Genomic DNA, 18,341 nt, shown 5'->3' on the forward strand with positions numbered 1-18,341 from the left:
CCCCTGGTAGTGTTGTTTTGAAGTGGTTTGCTATAATTTCTTGGTATCTTGTTCCACCTCTTGCGTCTTTTTCCAGTATGCGCTGTATTTGTACTGATAGTCTCAGCGCGTTTACTGTCGCCGCGGTTGCTTGTGTTAGGTCTGCGTATAATCCCCCCCATGTATCGTATCCGTTTATTCCCATTGGTCTCATTGCTAGTTGCTGCGCGTATCCTGTTTGGTTTTGTGTTGTTACTGTTTTGTCGCTTCCTACTCCGCTCATTAAGTGTCCTACTTGGTTTCCGTTTTGTGTATACCATTGTGCTTGTACGTTTATTAATTCTGCTTTTGGTGCATTTACTGGTGCTGCTACTCCTATCGGCATTTGTATTGCATCGCCTTTTTGTGGTGCCGGTAATGCTGATGTGAAGTAGTCGTGGTATTTGTATACTTTTTGTGGTTTTTTGTATACGCTCGTTTCGCTTATTGTGTGTGTTCCGTCTCCTGTTTCCTCTGTTATTGGTGCCGTTACGTTTTGGTCTCTGAACCATCTGTTCCAGATTTGTATGTATGCCCTGAATGGTAGTGCTGATATTGTTCCGTCGTTTGTGTAATTGTTGTATCCTATTGGTATTCCTAGCTTTTCTGCTACGTCTCCTTTTTCCACTGGGTATAGTGTTCCAAAACCCGTTTGGTCTTGGAATGTTATTTGTGGTACTTGATATTCTGTTGTTTGTGTCCATGCTCCGTTTCTGTTCTCTCCCATGAACTCCCGCCAGTGTTCCCAGAGTAGTCTGTTTGGTACAAAGAAGTAGTATATATCTATGTATGCGTTGTCCATTGTTGGGTGTAATGGTGTGCTCATCCTTATTATTGCTGTTGTTTTTATTTTGTGTGTGTCTGCTGGTAGTACATCCTGCTCTATATAAAATGGTATTAGTTCTCCTGCGTTGAATGTTGTTTTGTGGTTTTGCGGCCGTTCGAATGTTGAGCGTTGTATGTTTTCGTGCGGTAATTCCGCAAAGTGTGATTGACTATTTCTGTTCATCTTTTTTCTCCTCTACTTTTTTTTCTGGTTTTTCTGGTTTTGGTTGTTCTGTTTCTCTTTTCATTTGTGTCATTTTGTTTTGTGCCCATTTGTTTCCTTTTTCTATGAATTCGTCTATGTTGTGGTTAAATTCTTGTCTTACGTCTAGTGGTAGATTTTCCCATAGGTCTTTTGTTGAGTTTGCTAGGTTGATTGCGCTTCTTAGGTCGTGTGTTGCTATTTCTCCGTATTGTTCTTGTCCTAATTTTGGTGTTTTGATTACTCCGTATTTTTCTAGTGTTTCATATATATCCGTGTCTACGTTGTTTGCTTGTATCCATTCTCTTACGTCTATTTCTTGCCCTGCCATTTTGATTTTTGGGTTGCCAATTTTTATTGCTCCCCTGCCCTGTATTCTTTGGTTCCGTTTTTGGTATGGTGTTAGTTCCTTTGTTTTTGCTTCACTCATAGTCTTGTTCCGCCTCTCATTATTCTTGGTGATAGGTTTATTTTTTTTGTGCTTATTGCTGTTCTCGTGAATATTTTTCTGTCGTTCCCTTTTGTGTGTTTACGCATTTTTCTCCACCTCGTCTTTGTTTAGTATTTTGATTAGGTCTTGTGTCAAGTCTAGTGCGTCGTTGATGTTGATTTTGCCGTCTTTGTTGTAGTCTAGTATTTTGTTTATTAGTTTAACTAATATTTTTTTAAAATCCATGATTTACTCCTTTCTTATTTTTATTTTTAGGATTTGTTGTTTGTTATTTTGTTGCTTTAATTATTGTAATTATTATGTTGAGTGCAAGCGCGATAATTTGTACCGCGCTTGCTGTTACTGATTGTACGTTATTCGTTTTCTTTACCCTGGTATTGTGTTGCGCTTGCTGATGTTCTTGGCGTGTATGGTCTTATTTCTCCGGTTTCTGTGTCAAATGTTCCTAGGCTCATTAAGTTAAAGTCTTTTGGAAATTTTACAAAGTCGTTTTCCTCTTTGTTGCCTTTTGGCGTACATGCATCTCCGAAACTTCTTATTGCTTGTCCCTCGCTGTCAAAAGTTAGTAGGTTGATGTAGCCTATTTTTTCGTCTTTGATTCCTACGATTGTTTTAAGCATTTTCTTTCTCCTCTGCTTTATTTATTTTATCTTTTTTGCTATTACCATTCTGTTTATCATGTACTCCTGCAATCTCGATTCTCCACTGGTAACATGTTCCCTTTTGCCTTTCCATGTTGTTGAGTTCTCTCGCGTCGAGTATCGCCCTGTCCAGAATGTAATATTGTGCATACTCTTTCTCCTCTTTAGTTACTCTGTCTACTAATACTAATTTGAATTTTTTTTCTGACATTTTTATATCTCCTTTTTTGTTGATATTACGTAGTCAAATACCCCCTGTATATCTTTTCCTAGTCTCCTTAGTGTGTGTATGTCTATTTCGCTCCTCAATATTTTTCTTAGTCCGAGCATTGCTTCCGAGAATGTGTCGTTGTAGTTTTGTGCTATTGTGTACATTTTTGTCTCCTTTGTATGTTTTTTGTTTGTTGGATTCTTTTGTCGCTTTAGTTACTTTTGGTAAGATATATTATGCGACGTTGATTAACAAAGCCAAAAAGCCTTGATTTGTCATGATTTATTATGATTTATTGTGAACTAGCCGCGAATTTTCAAGGATTGAGCTTAATTAAATGATCGTTCATATGTTCGGCGGAAATATTTTGCGCGCGGCGGATTTCCGTAATGGACGTGCTGTCATTATTGATGCTGACCAGACCGTCCAGCGCGTCGCCGAATAAACTGACTTCTTTGGCCGGCAGATAATCGCCGTTTTTAGCCAGCACGTACTTAGTCGTGCGCCCTTGCCCGACCTGCACCAGCTGATTTTTAGCAACCAGATCGCTCAATTCATTGTGGGCCGTCTTGTACGACACGCCATTCAATTCACGGTATTGAATATTGGTAATGTCCGCGCGTTCTTCGAGGTATTTCAGGCAGGCCTCCTGGCGTTTTTGCACAAATTCCGGCGCAATATTTTCCAGCGTCAGGATTTTGGCCGGCGTTGTCGTCTGCACTTCTGAGCTGCCGACCGCGCTGTACGGTTTTTTCTCGCCCTCAGCGATCTTGACGACAAAAAGCCTTTTATTGCTGCGAATAAAACCAACGATCTCAAAGTTCAGCGCAGGCTTAATTTCTTGGGTCAAAATACCGTTCAGCCACTTGCTGTCAAAGACGCAGCCCGGCAGTTGAAAAGTATAGCGGTCAAACCCTAAGATCAGATAACCGCCTTTTTCGTTGGCCAGCTCCACGGCTTTTTTCGTGATGTCCTGCGAAGTATTGATATGCGGCACGCCGCACATCTTGACGTCCGACTTGATCAGCTGCAAAAATTCCGGCCAGCTCAGCATCTGCATTATGCTATAATCTTAACATATCGTTCATGCTGAAACAATTCTGGAATCTGCTTTTTCCGCAAAAATGCGTGGTTTGCGGCGGCGCGGTGGACAATGCCCTGCTCTGCTCCAACTGCGGCCGTCTGCGTCCGTATCAGGAACGCAGTCCGCTGACGCTCGGCTATAAATATCTCGCTTTGTTCGAGTACGACGAAATTGCCAGAAAGATCATCGCGCAGATAAAATATCAGAAAAATCGTGAATTAATACCGTTCGTGCAGGAAGCCTTATTACGGGCGGCGCCGCAGATCGACGCGGATCTATTGATCCCGATGCCGCTCAATCCGCTACGCCAGCAAGAGCGCGGGTTCAATCAAAGCGCGGAATTTTTTAAGACTTACGCCGCGTATCAGCATATTCCTTTGCGCGGCGATCTGGTTTACCGCGGCAGGAACACGCAAAAATTAGCCGCGCTTTCCCCGGCTGAGCGCGAGCAAGAGACCGCGGCTGTTTTTCGGGTCTGGGAGAATAAACGCGCTGAGTTAAAAAATAAAAAAATCCTGCTTGCCGACGACATTATCACGACTGGCAACACGCTGAAAAAACTGGCGGAAGTTATTGCCCAATGCGCTCCAGCCAGCATTGAAATTCTCGGCGTTTTTCGGCCTGCGCTCCAGGCCAATATGTTATAATAGCGTATATTTTATAATAATGAGGGAGAGCAGTATGCGCGTAAAAACAGCCGTTAAAACCAGCGCCGGTTCGGCCAAAATTTGGGAAACAGCCGTCTGGATTTTTATGGGCGTATTTTTGGCTTTATGGTTTTATGTCAACTATTCCACAATTTACGGACTAGATTTTACCTCTAATTTACTGCAGGCTAAAGATCTGGCCGCTGGCGGGAGATTGTTTCAAAATTCCCGCGCTGGCTTTAATTTAACCAATCTGCTGATCTACGCGCCGCTGTTTAAATTGTCCGGCAATTTTGCTCTAGTACGCGCTGTCGGCCGCCTGCTCACCCAGATCTTACTGCTGCTGTCCTGCGTTTTTTTCACCAAGCAGCTCGGCGTCAAAAAGCCCTGGCGGCTGCTGACCGCCTGCTTTTTGCTTTTGCCGGTGGGCGCGGATAATTATATTTTCTTAATGAACAACGGCCTGATCTATGCCTTGATGCTGGCGCTTTTTGGTTTCTTTTTGCGCCTGCCGCTGTCCCAAAACCGCGCGGCGCAAAATATTTTCTTTATAACGCTGGCTTTCCTGAGCGGCGTGTGTTCTTTTCAGCTGTATTTCTTATACTCCCCGCAGGAAATGCTGGCGCGCGCCGGAGGCTTTTTGCTGAAACTCTGGCAATTCTTAGGTTTTTATCCGGATGTCAAAGTTTTCAGCCTGCGCGGTATTTTTAGTCTGGCGTCCATAATTTTTGGCCTGTCCCTCTTCAAACTGTGGCGGAATAATAAAGAACAGCCGGATGCGCGCGCGGCAATTTTGCCGGACTTTTTGGCCAAAGCTTTTCTTTTTACGCTGGCCGTTGCTGTTTTGACCTATCAGCCCTGCGGCGGCGGTCAGTATGCTTATTTTGCGCTATTCATTTTTATAGCGCCTTTTATCGCCTGGCACTTTGACCAGCACGGCCTGCAAAAACCGCTTAGCGTCTTTTTGCTGATCTATCTGCTGGCCGGCGGACTTTATGCTTTTGGCTCGTATTATAAATTTGCCCGCGAAAATACCAAAGTGCACGCGCCGCTGGCCGCTTTTTTGACTGCCGGTGAATACCGGTTTGGTTATTACGCTTCCTGTTGCCGCAGAGGCGAGGCGCTTCAAGAGCTGACCGACGGACGGACGCGCCTGGCGCCGCTTAATTTAACTCACTTCGACGCTAACTCGAATTGGGAGCCGCAATGGGGAACTTTTGTTCTGGTCTGTAATTATTGTGTGGACAAACACAGAACGCATCCTTATTTGCAAAACAGTCCGCAGCTATACAGCGACGCTGACTACACTTTGTTTACTTTGCAGAAATAATCCCGGCGGCCTGCTCAAAATGCCTGATCGAACGGGCTGTCTCTCTCAATTTTTGGCCGCCGATCTGTAAAGTGCGCGCGCTGTCGCTCAAGGAGCGCTGCACCAGATGTTTTTGTCTGGATTTCACATCCTGATATTCCGAATAAATAAAATATTCTTTCTGTTTGCCTCTGGTTACCGGCCAGACCAAGCCGACATTCTCAATAAACAGCGGCTCGTTCAAAACGCAGGCCGCGGAATTCAAAATTTCCTGTGCCTGTGGCGCGCGCAGCGCCAGCGGAAATCTATTCTCAGCGCTGTGGTAAGCGGACAATGTATCTTTTAGTTTCTGGCTGGCTTCCGCCAGCAGCTGGCTGCTCATCAAATAATCGTATATATCCGCCGAACCGCGCACCAGTTTGCGCGCCACGCCGCCCCGGCCTTTGGGAAAAGTGAAGCCTAGATGGAGCGCGATCAGCCGCTCGCGCAGCGCCCGGGATTTTTCGGAATATTCCTCGCCGGCATAATCGGGTTTGGCCAGCAGATTTTTCAGCTCCGCGCGGACTTTTTTTAATTCTTCCCACTTTTGTCCCTGTTCAAAATACAGATAAGCGGCAATCTGTTCCGGTCGGACGCCGTCCGCAATCTGCGGAATACAGGCCATAGCGCCCAGTGTCCAGAGCAAAATATCCAGTGTGCCGATCAAATCATAGTGCCGGCCTTTTTCGTTAAATTCCAGCAGGCTGAGCGCGCCCACATTATTGCGCGGGGAGAGCAGAGAGCCGATGGCAATAGTGCGGACATTTTTATGATCGTGAAATTTTGTTGCCGTGCCTTCGATCAGCTGCAGAGCCGGTTCCGCGCCCGCTTTGCTGATCATGTTATAAATAGCCCGTCCCACCACGTCGGGAGTGTTGCAGCACAGGCCGATATCATAAGCGCAGTAAATATTATTGGTGCGCAGCTTGACCGCGGCGATCAAAAGTTTCTCCACGCCGGCGTTTACCGAAACTCCGGAATTAGGATTAAGGCAGCGCAGGAGTTTGTCTTCAATAGAATTCTTACTCAAACCCGGAATAGCGCCAGCTTCGGCGGAAATCATCTGGTGCAGATCTTCAGCCAGCAGGGCTAAAGTAATCTTATTGCCGCTGGCATAAGCCAAAATCGAACTGATCGTGTAAGCGCTGGCCGAACCGTTGGCGGCGTTATACCAGGCCTGCTCAAAGCTGCCGCCGGAGCCGAGAAATTTCTGGACCTCACTTTTCATTTCATGGAGGATCAACGGCTGCAGCTCGGCCATATTATCCGCGCCCAAAAAGTCCGCGACGACCTGTCTGGCCGGCACAAGATTGTCTCCGCCGCGCTGGCCGCGCGTCAAGTCCAGCTCATGCATAAATTGAATAAATAAATTCCGGTCGTCGTTTTTATTTTTAGAAATAAGCCCCAGCACATTCTGCGCGTCGATCAGAAAAGGGCGCGCTCTGGCCAGCAAAGCGTTGTCGGGCGGCGCTCTGCGCCAGAGCGGTTTGTAAAACGCCTGTTCGGAGCTGTTGGCCTGATCGTGAAACTCCGCCTGCAAAGTTTCCAGCGTTGTAATTATCCCGTTCAACAGGCGGTCAGTTTTGGCCAAACTATGGTTTTTTAAAAATTGCTTTTTTATTTTCCACAGCTTATTGAGCAGCCGTCCGGTCAAGGCGCGGTTTTTATTATTGTCCCGCAGCAGCGGCAGAAAACGCAGGAGCATTTCGGTCAAAAGCTCGGACAGGTTATGGCTTTGCCGCCGTTTCTGCAAAGTCTTGAGCTCCTGCAGCAATTTTCCGGCATACTGCTCTAATCCCCGGTAGGACAGTTCATGATCGAGCCAGATGTTGTAGTTGCGCGGCGAAATTTTGCCAGTGTCCGCCAAACGCCGCAGCACGTCGCGGCAGACGATCTTCACCCTGTCGGCGGCGGAAGCGTTGTGCACGGCCAGAGCCAGTCGGCCGGCGAAAAGATTTTTCTCCGTTTCCGTCAGAGAATTATAGTTAAGATACAGCAGTTCGATCACTTTTTCGATAAAATCTCCTTTGGTAACCGGGTTGTTGATCAGCTCGATGAGGCGCACCGTGTAGCCGGTCAGAGCCAAAAGATTCAATTCCGCAAAGGGCGTTTGATTGATCTGCTGGAAATATTCTTTCTCTTCCACGCTCAATCTTTGATAATCCAGCGCAATAGAAAAATCCGGCTCGCTCTCCCGGTGTCCGGCCAGCGCCCGCCGAAAACCATCACGCGCCGCGGTGTTCTCCAGAGCGTGCTGATACTCTCCGTGCAGTCCAAAGACTATCCGGCCAGGACGCTCCAGCGCCAGAGGCAGGATCAACTCGCGCCCGGACAGCCGGAGCACAAAGCCGGTTTCTGGAAAATACTCCGGCGCGATTTCCTGCGCGGGGTTGAGATAGACCAGAGCTTTGCGTAAAAGCGGCGTGATCTCCTGGAAATCCGAGACGGCGGGATTATTTTTTTCGGAGTCCAGCTCCGCGATTAGTTTCTGAGTGTAAAGATAATTATTCTCCAGAAACTTAAGCGCTCCAGCGTAGGAAATACCTGCCCTGCTTCCGTTATAGCTAAAGGCCGCGTAAAAATTTGAACCGTTAAGCAAAGTGTCACGGTCATTGTCGCGGCAGTAAATATAGAGAGTGTCCCACGGCAGAGAAAATCGGCCTAAAATCAACAGCAAAGCCAGCAATTTTTCATAAGCGCGCAGGTCTTTGTCCTGGAGGGAAATTTTAAAGACAGCCAGCGCCTGTCCGCGCGGTAGATTTTGGCTGTAATGTTCTAGAGAAACTTCGGCTAGATTGGTAAAATTGCCCAGTAGAATATCCTGCAGAACACTGAGCAGATAGAAAAATTTTACGCTTTTGGCTTCCCCGGGGTCGGTTAGATCAAAAGGGATAGTGTAGCGGGCGCTGTTTTTGAGCAGCAGGGTCAGAAGCAAAAAAGTATCTTGAGCCTTGAGCCAGCTGGTCAAATCCAGTTTTTTATCCGCCAGAATATTTTCCAGCAAATGCTTGAGCCGCGCATGTTCGGCTTGCTCCGGTGAAAGTCCGGCCTTCTGCAAAAAAGGCAGAATAGCGCTGTTCTCGCGGACTCCGCTGGCGGCCAGCGCCTCTCGGTAGCGCCCGATAAATTCCGTGTGGAAGTAGTATTTGCCGCTGTTTTCGGCGTCCGGCGCGCCGTATCCGCCAAACAGCAGTTTGGCTTCTGGTGAGATTAAGATTTTTTTCAGCAAATCAAAGAGGTCATTGAGCCGCAAGGACTGTCCCTTTTTTAGGTCTTGCAGAAAAGCCCGCGCCACCGGATCGCGGCTGGCAATATTGCGCGGATTTAACAGGCCGGCGCTCCGGCGTTCGGCGGCCTCCAGCTCCTCCAACTGGGCGCTTAAAAAGGGGAATATCCCGCCGGTCTCCGAAGCAACCCATTCCTTCTGTTCCGTTTGCGCAAATATTTTTCTCTGCATAATTTTCCTCCTCTAGCTCAAGGCCGCCCTTGATAAATAATATCTCTGGCCTGCGCGCCGCGCGCATTACCGACCAGCCGGTCAGCGTAAGCCAAAAGAATTTTCCGCACGGCTTTTAATTCCGCAGGAACGCGGGGCTTCTGCAGATAATCCGCGCTGCCCAGCAGCAACTGCTCTTCCGTCAAAACAGCCAGATAGTCCTGAATATCCGGCATTACCCGCGCGCCAAAAATCAGATACAGCTCAAGCAAAACTGCGTTTAGCTGGCCTGCTGATTTACTCTGAATAGCGGCCAGCGCCTGCTCCACCACCCTGCCGCGCAATTCACGAGAATTTGCCGCCGTCAGGTTTTTTATTCTATGTCTGGCCTCTGTCAAAACTTTTTGGCTGGAGAGCGGAGTCTGCCGGGACTGTCCACCCAGACGCCAGGAACTACGGATCGTCCGGCGCAGAGCTTTGGCCAGCATCAGGCGGTACCAGTAGTAAGTCTGACTGAAATAATTTTCCGCCTGTCTGGAATCCGCGTATGAATATCTCTGAATGTCGGCCAAATGTCTGGAGCGGTCTTGCCCTGTTTTCTGAAAAAGCCGGATCAGCATGCGCACATCCAATGTATACAGATAACCCTGCACCGAAGACGCGCCACCCGGCGTTTTGATGAAACTCAACGCTTCGATATTAAATTTAATCAGTTTGGCGTCAAGGCTGTCTGGAGTTTCCGCGCCGTAATTCTGCGGGTATAACCGGCAGAGATTTTTACGGATAAAAGCTTTGTGAGACAGGTAATTGAGCGCGCCTTCCACACAGAGCCGGTAAAAATTATCGCAGGCTTTGGAAACCACGGTCAGATACCGCATTTCTATATTTAGCGCGCTGGTTAAAATCATGCTTAAACCGCTACCGGTCAACGGACGAAAAGCGTTGAACCAACATTCCCGTCGGGTTTTGCCCCTGATTTTGTTATTCCCAAAAGTGTAAGCCGCGCCGATCGTCCCGACCCCCAAAAGCGTCAGGATTTTAAGCAAAGACCGGGACGCGCCCGCTGCGGTCAGCCAGGCCTGAGCCGTAAAGGAACAAAGCTGGGTCAAGGGCAATCCCAGCGAGCTGTACATTGCGGATTGAGATAGTTTTACGCCTTTTAAGTCCCGCAAATTATAGCGCCAGAAACGCAGGCCGTTGGCTGAAACCAGCAGCATGACGCTGTTGGTAAACAGGCCGAGCGCCGTGTTGAGCACAATGACATTGGACAGCGGGAAAGGTAAAAAATCTAAAGAGGGATAAGCGATCGCTGGAAACAACGCGAAAACTCCGGCAGCCAGACCCGCGCTGGCCACCGCCCGGATCGGGTCGCGCAGAACGGGATTGAGATTGCGGTAAAAACGGCGCCAAGTCTGCCAGCGCCCCGCCGGTTTGGCGCCGGTCTGTTTTAGCCGGACAAAATCAGACTGCGCGCTGTCCAGAGACAGAGGCCGGAACGGCTCCGCAGCCAAAAAAGCCCGGACGTAACGCGGCTGTTCAAAAATCTGGCGGTAATCATTGACCGTTTCGATTATAGTCCGGAGATTCTGTTTTTGGTGGGCGGCGATTATCTTTTGCGGAATAAGCAGCAGCGCGGATTTTACTTCCGGCGAATTGCGCAGATTGGTTTCAGCGATAAAACGCTCTATTTCCACAGCCAGCTGCGCCCGCTCTTCAGCAGAAGCCGCCGGATAAAGCTGGCAGAGTTTGGTCAAATAAACCAGCTGGTGCAGATTGAGCCGCTGAATGCCGCTGACCAGCCAGTGTCCGCTTTTGTCCAGTATTTCCCGCGCCGGGCTGTCTGGCGGAGGCTTGCTCAATTCGCCGCAAAGCTGCGCGCTGACCCGCCGGTCTGACGCGCTAAAGAAAATCCCGCAGCTTTCCGTTATAGAAATTTTTTTCAAAAACATACCCTGCCCATATTCTTTATTTGGAGCCGGAAATTCCACGCCCCACAGCAATGTATTTGCCGGCCAAAAGCTCGTTGACAAAATATTTACCGCCGTTGTTTGTGCCGGAAGACTGCTTGAAGCCGCCCAGGTGCATCACGTCGCCGCCCAGCCAGAGATGAAAATCATTGATGATGATGCTGCCGGCCAGCGTTTCTTCAATAAAATCCTGAATGAATTTTTTATCCTCAGACCAGAGCGAAGCGCGCAAGCCGAAACGGGAGTAATTGGCCAGCGCGATAGCTTCCGCCGGAGTCTTAAAAGTGATTACCGGCAGTACCGGCCCCAGTATTTCATTCTGCATAATAGCCATCTCTGGCCGGACATTGCTGATCAGCGTGGGCTGAAAATACAGACCGGTATGCACGCGCCGCCCCAGATAATCCACACGGTGCCCGCCGCAGACGATCCGCGCCCCGCCGTTAACCGCCTCGGTAATTGCGAACATTAGATAGCGCACGGTGTCCGTATGCGCCAGCGGCACGATTTGTGTATCCGGCTCGCCGGGCAGACCGAGTTTGAGCGCGCTGATCTTTTGTGCCAATATTTTCAGCAGCTCCGCCTGCAAATCTTCCTGTACGATCAAACGCTTCAAGGCGATGCAAATCTGGCCGGACGCGGTAAAGCGGGCTTTGACAATTAAGTCCGCCGTGTATTCCAGATCTTTTACGGTTTTATCCACCACGCAGGCGTCGCTGCCGGCCAGTTCCAGTATCGGTTTGATGCCGGCTTTGAGGCAGGCGCGGCCGACCTTGATGCCAATGCCGCTGCCGCCGATAAAAATCAATCCGTCGATCAGCCGTTTTTTCAGCCACTCATCAATGATTATTTCGCCCATGCCGACTAAAACATTGATCACACCGCGCGGCATTTTTTCCGCATCCAAAGCCTCCTGCAGAAGCCCGCCAATATATAAAGTGGATAGCGGGCAAACGCTGGGCGCCTTGATAATACTGGTGTTGCCGCTGACGATCTGCGAAGCGATAGGCAGCACGCCCAAAAGCAGCGCCGCGTTAAAGGGCACGACTATGCCGACCACGCCCAGCGGCTGGCGCAGAATATAATTGCCCGCGATTTCCGCCGGAATAATCGGCGCGGCCATTTTGGCGTAACGCTCTAGGGCCGCCTCGCTTAAGATCACCGTGTTTATTATTTGAAATTCCCATTCGAGCATTTCCAGCGACAGGCCTTCCGCCAAAGAAAGCGCGGTTAGTTTTTCTTTATGCTCGTTCAGTTTGGCGCGCCATTTTCGCAGAACAGCCAGGCGGCTTTCGAGCGGCGTGCGCCGAAAAATTCCCGCAGCCTCCCGCGCGGCCGCGGCGGCCTTGTTGTTCTCAAGCGTTGTCGCTATATAATAGACAGGATAATTACCGTCGGCGCCCTGCTCCGCGGCGTTCTGGCCTTCGCGCAAACGCTCTCTAGCCGGAATAAAAATATCCCGCACTTTGGTTTTGACTTTTTCTCCGGCAATAAGCAAGTAATGTTCAGATCGTTCCATACACGAAAGAATAAACTGGAATTGTTAAAACAATATAAGGGATTTGTTAAATTTAAAGGTTACTTTAACAATAGCCGCATTTCTTTCACCGCCGGCCTCAGGCCAGTAAAGACCGCGCGCGCGATGATGTTGTGGCCGATATTGAATTCCGTAAACAATTTTTTTTGCCCGGCCAGCGCGCGGACATTCTGATAAGTCAGGCCGTGTCCGGCGTTGACCTGCAGGCCTAAACTTTTGGCCAGTCTGGCGGCGGATAGCAGCTTTTGCAGTTCTTTTTGCGTTTTTTTGCGGTCAAATTGCGGCCTCCGCGGATCGGAATATTCCGCAAAAGCGCCAGTGTGCAGCTCGACCATGTCCGCGCCGATCTCCCGGGCGGCTTTTACCTGCCCTGTGTCCGGATCGATAAACAAGGAAACTTTAACCCCGGCGCGCTGCATTTTTCGTGAAATAGACTTTATTTTTTTAATATGGCTTTTGGCGTCAAGGCCGCCTTCGGTGGTCAATTCCCGCCTTTTTTCCGGCACCAGACAGACCGCGTCCGGCTTTACCTGGCAGGCTATTTTGGCGATGCTGTCCACCGCGGCCATTTCCAGATTGAGCCGCGCTTGGGGGAAAGTCCGGCGCAGCAAGGCCACATCTTTGTCCTGAATATGCCGCCGGTCTTCGCGCAAATGCACAGTAATGCCGTCCGCGCCGGCTTTGAGACACTCCCGCGCCGCGCCCAGCAGATCGGGATACACATCTTTTCTGGCCTGGCGTAAAGTGGCGATGTGATCGATATTAACACCCAAGCGCATTTCCCAGTCTCTCCTTTACTTTTTCTTTGCCGAGCAAGACCAGCAAAAACTTTAGACCGGGGCCGGATTTTTGCGCGGTCAAAGCCACCCGTAGCGGGTGAAAAACCTGCCCTTTTTTCAGCCCTGTACATTGTACAATATCGTCAATCACAGCCTGCGCGTTAGTATATTGTTCTGTAGTACCGCCTTGATATATACTATCGATTTTTTCTTGCAATTCACGAAAAACTTGCTTAGCTGACGCGGTTTTTAATTCAGCTTTCTGCTCATCCGTGTATTCTATTTTGTCCGCTGTAAATACCGAAGCCTTATCTGGAATATCGGAAAGCAAGACTATATCATCTTTAATTACCTCAAGCGCTTCTTTGGAAACGTCTTTACAATAAACTGTATATTTTTTATACAAATCATCCACGGTCAACTGTTTAATTTTTTGACAGTTTAGCCATTTTAATTTATTAAGGTCAAAAATCGAGTTGGATTTGGAAACCCTGTTCAGGTCAAATTTTTGGCATAATTCCGCCAGGTTCATCAATTCCGCGCCGTCCGCTGACGTCCAGCCGAGCAAAGCCAGGTAATTTACGATAGCTTCAGGTAAAAAACCGTCTTTTTGGTATTCGTTTATGGAAGCCGCGCCATGCCTTTTGCTCAATTTGGAGCGGTCAGGCCCCAGGATCATCGGTATGTGCGCGAACTGCGGCAGGGCAAAACCCAGCGCATTGTACAAAAAAATCTGCTTGGGTGTGTTGGAAATGTGGTCTTCGCCGCGGATAATATGCGTGATGCCCAGCAGCGCGTCGTCCAGCACAACGGCAAAATTATAGGTGACGGAGCCGTCGGATTTGCGGATCACCTGATCTTTGAAATCTTTGTTCTGAAAAACTATATCGCCCTTGACCAAATCCCGGATGACAGTTTCGCCGTCCGCCGGAATTTTAAAATACACCGCGCCGTCTTTGGCGTAAGCCCGGCCCTCTTTTAATAATTTCTCGGCATAATCCAGATGCAGTTCGCGGCGGGAATTTTGGTAAACCGGCGGCTCGTCGCTGACCAGTCCCAGCCAGTCCAGGCCGGACAAAATGTCCGCGGTGTATTCCGGCCGCGAGCGCTCCTGATCGGTGTCCTCGATGCGCAGGACAAATCGGCCGCCGTGATGCCGCGCAAAAAGGTAATTGAACAGCGCCGTGCGCACGGAGCCGATATGCAGATTGCCGGTAGGCGACGGCGCAAAACGAACTTTTACCATAATTTCTCCCAAACTTCGCGGTAAATATTTACCGCTCCGTAAAAATTTAACCGTTAGTATACATCTTTTTGTTTCAGCACATGCCAAAAAGTGCGCCACAAAACCATAATATCGAAAAGCAATGACCAGTTTTCAATATAATAAACATCGTATTCCAGTTTTTCCTGCGGCGAGGCGGTCAATTCCGCGCGGCCGTTGAGCTGCGCCCAGCCAGTAATGCCGCCTTTGACAGTCAGCCGCTCATTCCAGCGCGGCACGGCCTGCAGATATTTTTCGTGAAAAACCGGCCGTTCGGGACGCGGCCCGACCAGGGACATATCGCCCTTGAGCACATTAAATAACTGCGGCAGTTCGTCCAGCGAAGTTTTGCGGATAAAATAACCAAAGCGAGTCGTGCGGTGTTTTTGATCCCGTACCGCCAGCACCGCGCCGTCTTTTTCCGAATCCACCGGCATCGAGCGGAATTTTAAAAACTGAAATTCCTGTCCGCCGCGCGTAATTCTAGTCTGGCGGTAGATCGCCGGCCCGGGCGAAGTAATTTTAATGCCGAGATAGATCAAAAACATCAGCGGCGCGGAAACGATCAGAGCTGGAATAACCAAAATTAGATCGGCTGTTCTTTTAAGACCGCGATTGATTTCCGAAAATTTTTGTTCCTTGAGTCCGATCAAGTTTAAAGCATCCAGGTCTTCCCAAAAAATATTTTTGGAAAAAGCTTCGGAATGGTAACGGAAATAAATTCCTTGACGCTGGCAAAATTCCACGATTTTGTAAATTTCCTCAGCGCTCAAAATATCCGAGTCGGCAAAAACGGCGGCAATCCTGTGTCTCCGGCAGATTTGCGCAAACTCTTTTAGCCGGCCCAGTTTGATAAAATTTTTTTTCAGCGGATAAATGATCTGCTCCGGTTTCCGGTCAGCGATAAAACCGCAATATTTGAAGCCATATCCGGGGTACTGCAAAATTTTTTCGGCGATCCGCTGGGCGGTCGGGCTGGAGCCGATGATCACCGCGCGTTTATTAGCGTAACCCTGCAGGTGCAAAACCGCCATAATTTTGGCAAGAATTGCTCTATACAGCGAAATCAGCAAAATTGCTGACAAACCCGAATAAACCAAAACATACCGCGAACCCGGGAAAGTCGTGTAGAGAAAAGAAAACGCCATGATCTCCAGCACGCCCAGACTGACACCGGTCGCCGCCGCCGTGATCTCGCGCATCCGCGCCAGCGGCCCCTGAAAATAGCGGTACAAGCCGGCATAGGCAAAAGCCAGCAGCCAGAGCACCTCTACATAGATCATGACTTCCCAGTAATCCGGGAAATTGGCGCTGGGCGTGATCTCGCCGATACCAAACCAATACAGTTTGAATTTCAGAATGTAGCCGAGGCAAAAACTGACAACGATCAAGGCCAGATCACCCAGGATTTTTAAACAGGTAAAGAGCCGCCGAAAATTCCGCATCTAAACCCCCGAGCCGCTTTTGATAAGACTGTCCGGCGCAACGATCATGCCCTCGGGAATACGCACATGACTTTCAATAATGCTATTCGCGCCAACCAGAGAATTTTTGAGCTCACAGCATTGGCCAATGCGCACATTTTTTTGCAGGATCGAATCACTGAGGACTGTAGCCGCGCCCACCTCGTTGCTGCCCAGCAGAACGCTGTTTTGCAAAGAACAATTTTTTTCGACCGCGCAGTTATCGCCAAAAAACTGCGCGCCGAGCTGCTCGGCAGAAAAATCGATCTCGCAGTTTTTACCGTAATAAGAGCCGTTGATCAGCTGACCGGGTAAATTGGCGCTGTTTTTTAAATGTCTGGTAGCGCGGATATAAGCCGGAAAATTATTCACACATTCCGTCCATTCCGGAACGCTCCGGCAAATAATTTGTCTGCGGTGTTTTAACGCCTCGGTCAAAAAAATCTGCAGCTCAAAACGCTCGTAAAAATAATAAGTCAGCAGCAACGGATTGATGACATAGATCTGCGCCGCCGTTTCACCCGCGCCGAAAGCCGTGAGCAAAGCGCCGCTGGCGGTTTTTTCCAGCATAAAAGTTGAGCCGCATACCCCACCGGAGGTCAGGCAAAGCAGATCCATGACGCCGTTAAAAAACAGATCGCGGATCCGCGCGGCCGGCAGGTCTGTCAAAACCGGCCCATTGAGCAGCAAAAAAGGCTGATCGTCGAGTACGGATTTGAGAAATTCGTATTTGGGCAGCTGTGGACAAACGTAATAATGCACGCCATCCTGTGTCTGATCTTCCGCCAGAGTGTCCGTCAGCACAATGATCTTGCTGAAAATATTAGCGGCTTTTAAATATTCTGTTTGATAGGCCAAAATATCCCGGTTCAGCGGCTCGCGCAGATAAACATTCTGGCCGACATCGAGGATCAGCGCGCGCATTCCTCTCCCTCGCTTGGCGGCGCGCTGCTGGCAAAAGGATCATACAGCGCGATACAGACGGCCAGACAGAAAAATTCGTAAAAAATTATGCGCGTGGCCACCACACCAAAATTAAAAAGCACCTGACCGAGATACACAAACAGGCCGCTGAAAAAACCGAGCAGAACGAAATTGCCAGCCGTAAAACCTTCCCGCCAGAGTTTGCGCAGGATAATAAAAAAGCCAGCGGGTAGCAGCCAGCCGTAATACACCAAAAAACCAGCCGCGCCGCGCGTCGCCAGCATATTTACATAATCATTGTGCAGTTTATCCGGCGTAAACTGCTGTCCGCCTTCCAAGCGGCCGTAATCCGCGCGCCGGAATTTCGGGTACATCTCTTTGATCGTGCCAGGCCCCTGTCCAAAGACCGGCGAGTCACGCCACATATAAGAACCGGTTTTCCACATCGAAGTGCGCGCCGTACCTTTGTTAAAGGCCTCGGCGTAAGTCTGCGTGCGGAAAAACACATTGGCGCTCTTGATGGAAATCTTGCCTTCGCTCTGCAGCCGCCCCACTTCGGACATGACTAAGCCGGCGTGTTGCGGGTCGTTCAGATTGCGCACGCCCTGTTTGGCCAGTGTGTTTTTGATGACCTGCGCGTAATAAAGATTGGAGACGGACGGCAGGGAAACAACCGCGACAAGCAGCGCCAGTAGCGCGATCAGAAAAACTTTTTCCAGCGGATTGGGAAAAGTCTTATAAACCCAGATGCCCAGCAGGATCACGGACGCCACGGAAATATAGATGGCGCTCAAGTCCACCGAAGTAAACTGCATAAAGCCGCCGTACAGAATAACCACGCAGTACATTAAAAGTTTCAGCCAATTCTTTTTAGCCAGCACGGCATAAAGGATATAAGCCAAATACACGGCAAAAGCTAATAATAAAAAATATTTCAGAAACGCGTGCAGGCTCCAGATCTTGAAAACATAGGCCGCGTTAAATAAAAAACAGCCGTAGCCGACAAAAAACAGATCCGGCCAGATCTCTTTCTGGTCGCGGGACAAAAGCAAAGCCAGACACAGCGTGATCGCCAGCGAAAACCCGATCCAGGTCGCGCGGCCAAAAGACATAAAATTGCCGGTCAAATGTATCGTGAAAATCGCCAACAGCGCGGCCAGCAGCAGACCAAAACTGGCGGCAAATTTTGACACGGAAAATCCGCCAATCCGCAGGCGCTCATTTAGTCCCGCAAAATTCAGCTGGTATTTGCGGATAAAATAAAAAACCATGCCGATGATCAGCGGTATGTGCATCACAACATAAGGCGCAAAATGCACCGGATTGTTGATGCAGGCAAAAACCCGCGCCGTGGGATCGACTGACCAGTGCATAAAATCTATTTGCATGGCTTGAAAAATACCGTAAATCGACGAAGCGATCGCGCCAAAAACCAGCGCGCCAATCAGCCAAAACAACGTCTTGCGGTCGCGCACGTAATTGATGTAAAAGAAGATCAGCAGCATGTAATTGATCTCGGTGATCAGGCCTTCCCAGCGGTCATA

Annotated in this window: 15 protein-coding genes; 2 read left to right on the top strand and 13 right to left on the bottom strand. The window is 49.2% G+C overall.

The window, feature by feature from the left end; translation table 11 throughout:
- The 5 genes from LBJ25_00340 to LBJ25_00360 all read right to left on the bottom strand — a co-directional run.
- On the bottom strand, positions 1-1,027 hold a 1,027-nt coding region (locus LBJ25_00340; GenBank protein MDR1452411.1), incomplete at its 3' end, for a hypothetical protein.
- Positions 1,014-1,475, bottom strand: coding sequence for a hypothetical protein (locus LBJ25_00345; GenBank protein MDR1452412.1), 462 nt, complete (start codon positions 1,473-1,475; stop codon positions 1,014-1,016). The genes LBJ25_00340 and LBJ25_00345, both read right to left, overlap by 14 nt.
- Positions 1,476-1,849: 374 nt before the next feature.
- A complete protein-coding gene (locus tag LBJ25_00350; protein MDR1452413.1) occupies positions 1,850-2,116 on the bottom strand; it encodes a hypothetical protein in 267 nt (88 codons plus the stop codon).
- Positions 2,109-2,348 (bottom strand): hypothetical protein, encoded by a 240-nt coding sequence (locus tag LBJ25_00355; GenBank protein ID MDR1452414.1) that lies wholly within the window; start codon positions 2,346-2,348, stop codon positions 2,109-2,111. Before LBJ25_00355 ends, LBJ25_00350 begins: the two co-directional genes overlap by 8 nt.
- 316 nt (positions 2,349-2,664) lie before the next feature.
- Entirely contained in the window at positions 2,665-3,408 is a 744-nt protein-coding gene (locus tag LBJ25_00360; GenBank protein MDR1452415.1) for a hypothetical protein, read from the bottom strand.
- 26 nt (positions 3,409-3,434) lie between these two features.
- Between LBJ25_00360 and LBJ25_00365 the strand changes: the two genes are divergently transcribed.
- Both LBJ25_00365 and LBJ25_00370 read left to right on the top strand, forming a co-directional pair.
- Complete coding sequence (locus LBJ25_00365) at positions 3,435-4,079, top strand: hypothetical protein (GenBank protein MDR1452416.1); 645 nt, start codon at positions 3,435-3,437, stop codon at positions 4,077-4,079.
- Positions 4,080-4,113: 34 nt separating this feature from the next.
- Positions 4,114-5,409 (top strand): hypothetical protein, encoded by a 1,296-nt coding sequence (locus LBJ25_00370; GenBank protein MDR1452417.1) that lies wholly within the window; start codon positions 4,114-4,116, stop codon positions 5,407-5,409.
- Here LBJ25_00370 and LBJ25_00375 read toward each other — a convergent pair.
- The 8 genes from LBJ25_00375 to LBJ25_00410 form a co-directional block, all read right to left on the bottom strand.
- A complete protein-coding gene (locus LBJ25_00375; GenBank protein ID MDR1452418.1) occupies positions 5,393-8,884 on the bottom strand; it encodes a hypothetical protein in 3,492 nt (1,163 codons plus the stop codon). The genes LBJ25_00370 and LBJ25_00375 overlap by 17 nt on opposite strands.
- A 17-nt stretch (positions 8,885-8,901) precedes the next feature.
- Positions 8,902-10,812, bottom strand: coding sequence for a hypothetical protein (locus tag LBJ25_00380; GenBank protein MDR1452419.1), 1,911 nt, complete (start codon positions 10,810-10,812; stop codon positions 8,902-8,904).
- 16 nt (positions 10,813-10,828) lie between these two features.
- On the bottom strand, positions 10,829-12,349 hold the full coding sequence (locus LBJ25_00385) for an aldehyde dehydrogenase family protein (GenBank protein MDR1452420.1): 1,521 nt from the start codon (positions 12,347-12,349) through the stop codon (positions 10,829-10,831).
- Between the two features lie 59 nt (positions 12,350-12,408).
- On the bottom strand, positions 12,409-13,146 hold the full coding sequence (locus LBJ25_00390) for a pyridoxine 5'-phosphate synthase (protein ID MDR1452421.1): 738 nt from the start codon (positions 13,144-13,146) through the stop codon (positions 12,409-12,411).
- Positions 13,130-14,392, bottom strand: a complete 1,263-nt coding sequence (gltX, locus tag LBJ25_00395) for a glutamate--tRNA ligase (GenBank protein ID MDR1452422.1) — start codon at positions 14,390-14,392, stop codon at positions 13,130-13,132. The genes LBJ25_00390 and gltX overlap by 17 nt, the downstream gene beginning before the upstream one ends.
- 53 nt (positions 14,393-14,445) lie before the next feature.
- Positions 14,446-15,855 (bottom strand): sugar transferase, encoded by a 1,410-nt coding sequence (locus tag LBJ25_00400; protein ID MDR1452423.1) that lies wholly within the window; start codon positions 15,853-15,855, stop codon positions 14,446-14,448.
- On the bottom strand, positions 15,856-16,797 hold the full coding sequence (locus tag LBJ25_00405) for an NDP-sugar synthase (GenBank protein ID MDR1452424.1): 942 nt from the start codon (positions 16,795-16,797) through the stop codon (positions 15,856-15,858). It lies immediately after the preceding gene.
- Positions 16,785-18,341, bottom strand: a 1,557-nt coding sequence (locus LBJ25_00410) for an O-antigen ligase family protein (GenBank protein ID MDR1452425.1), incomplete at its 5' end; no start/stop codon positions are given. The genes LBJ25_00410 and LBJ25_00405, both read right to left, overlap by 13 nt.

The organism is Candidatus Margulisiibacteriota bacterium, from assembly GCA_031268855.1.
In the GTDB taxonomy this organism is placed as follows: domain Bacteria; phylum Margulisbacteria; class Termititenacia; order Termititenacales; family Termititenacaceae; genus Termititenax.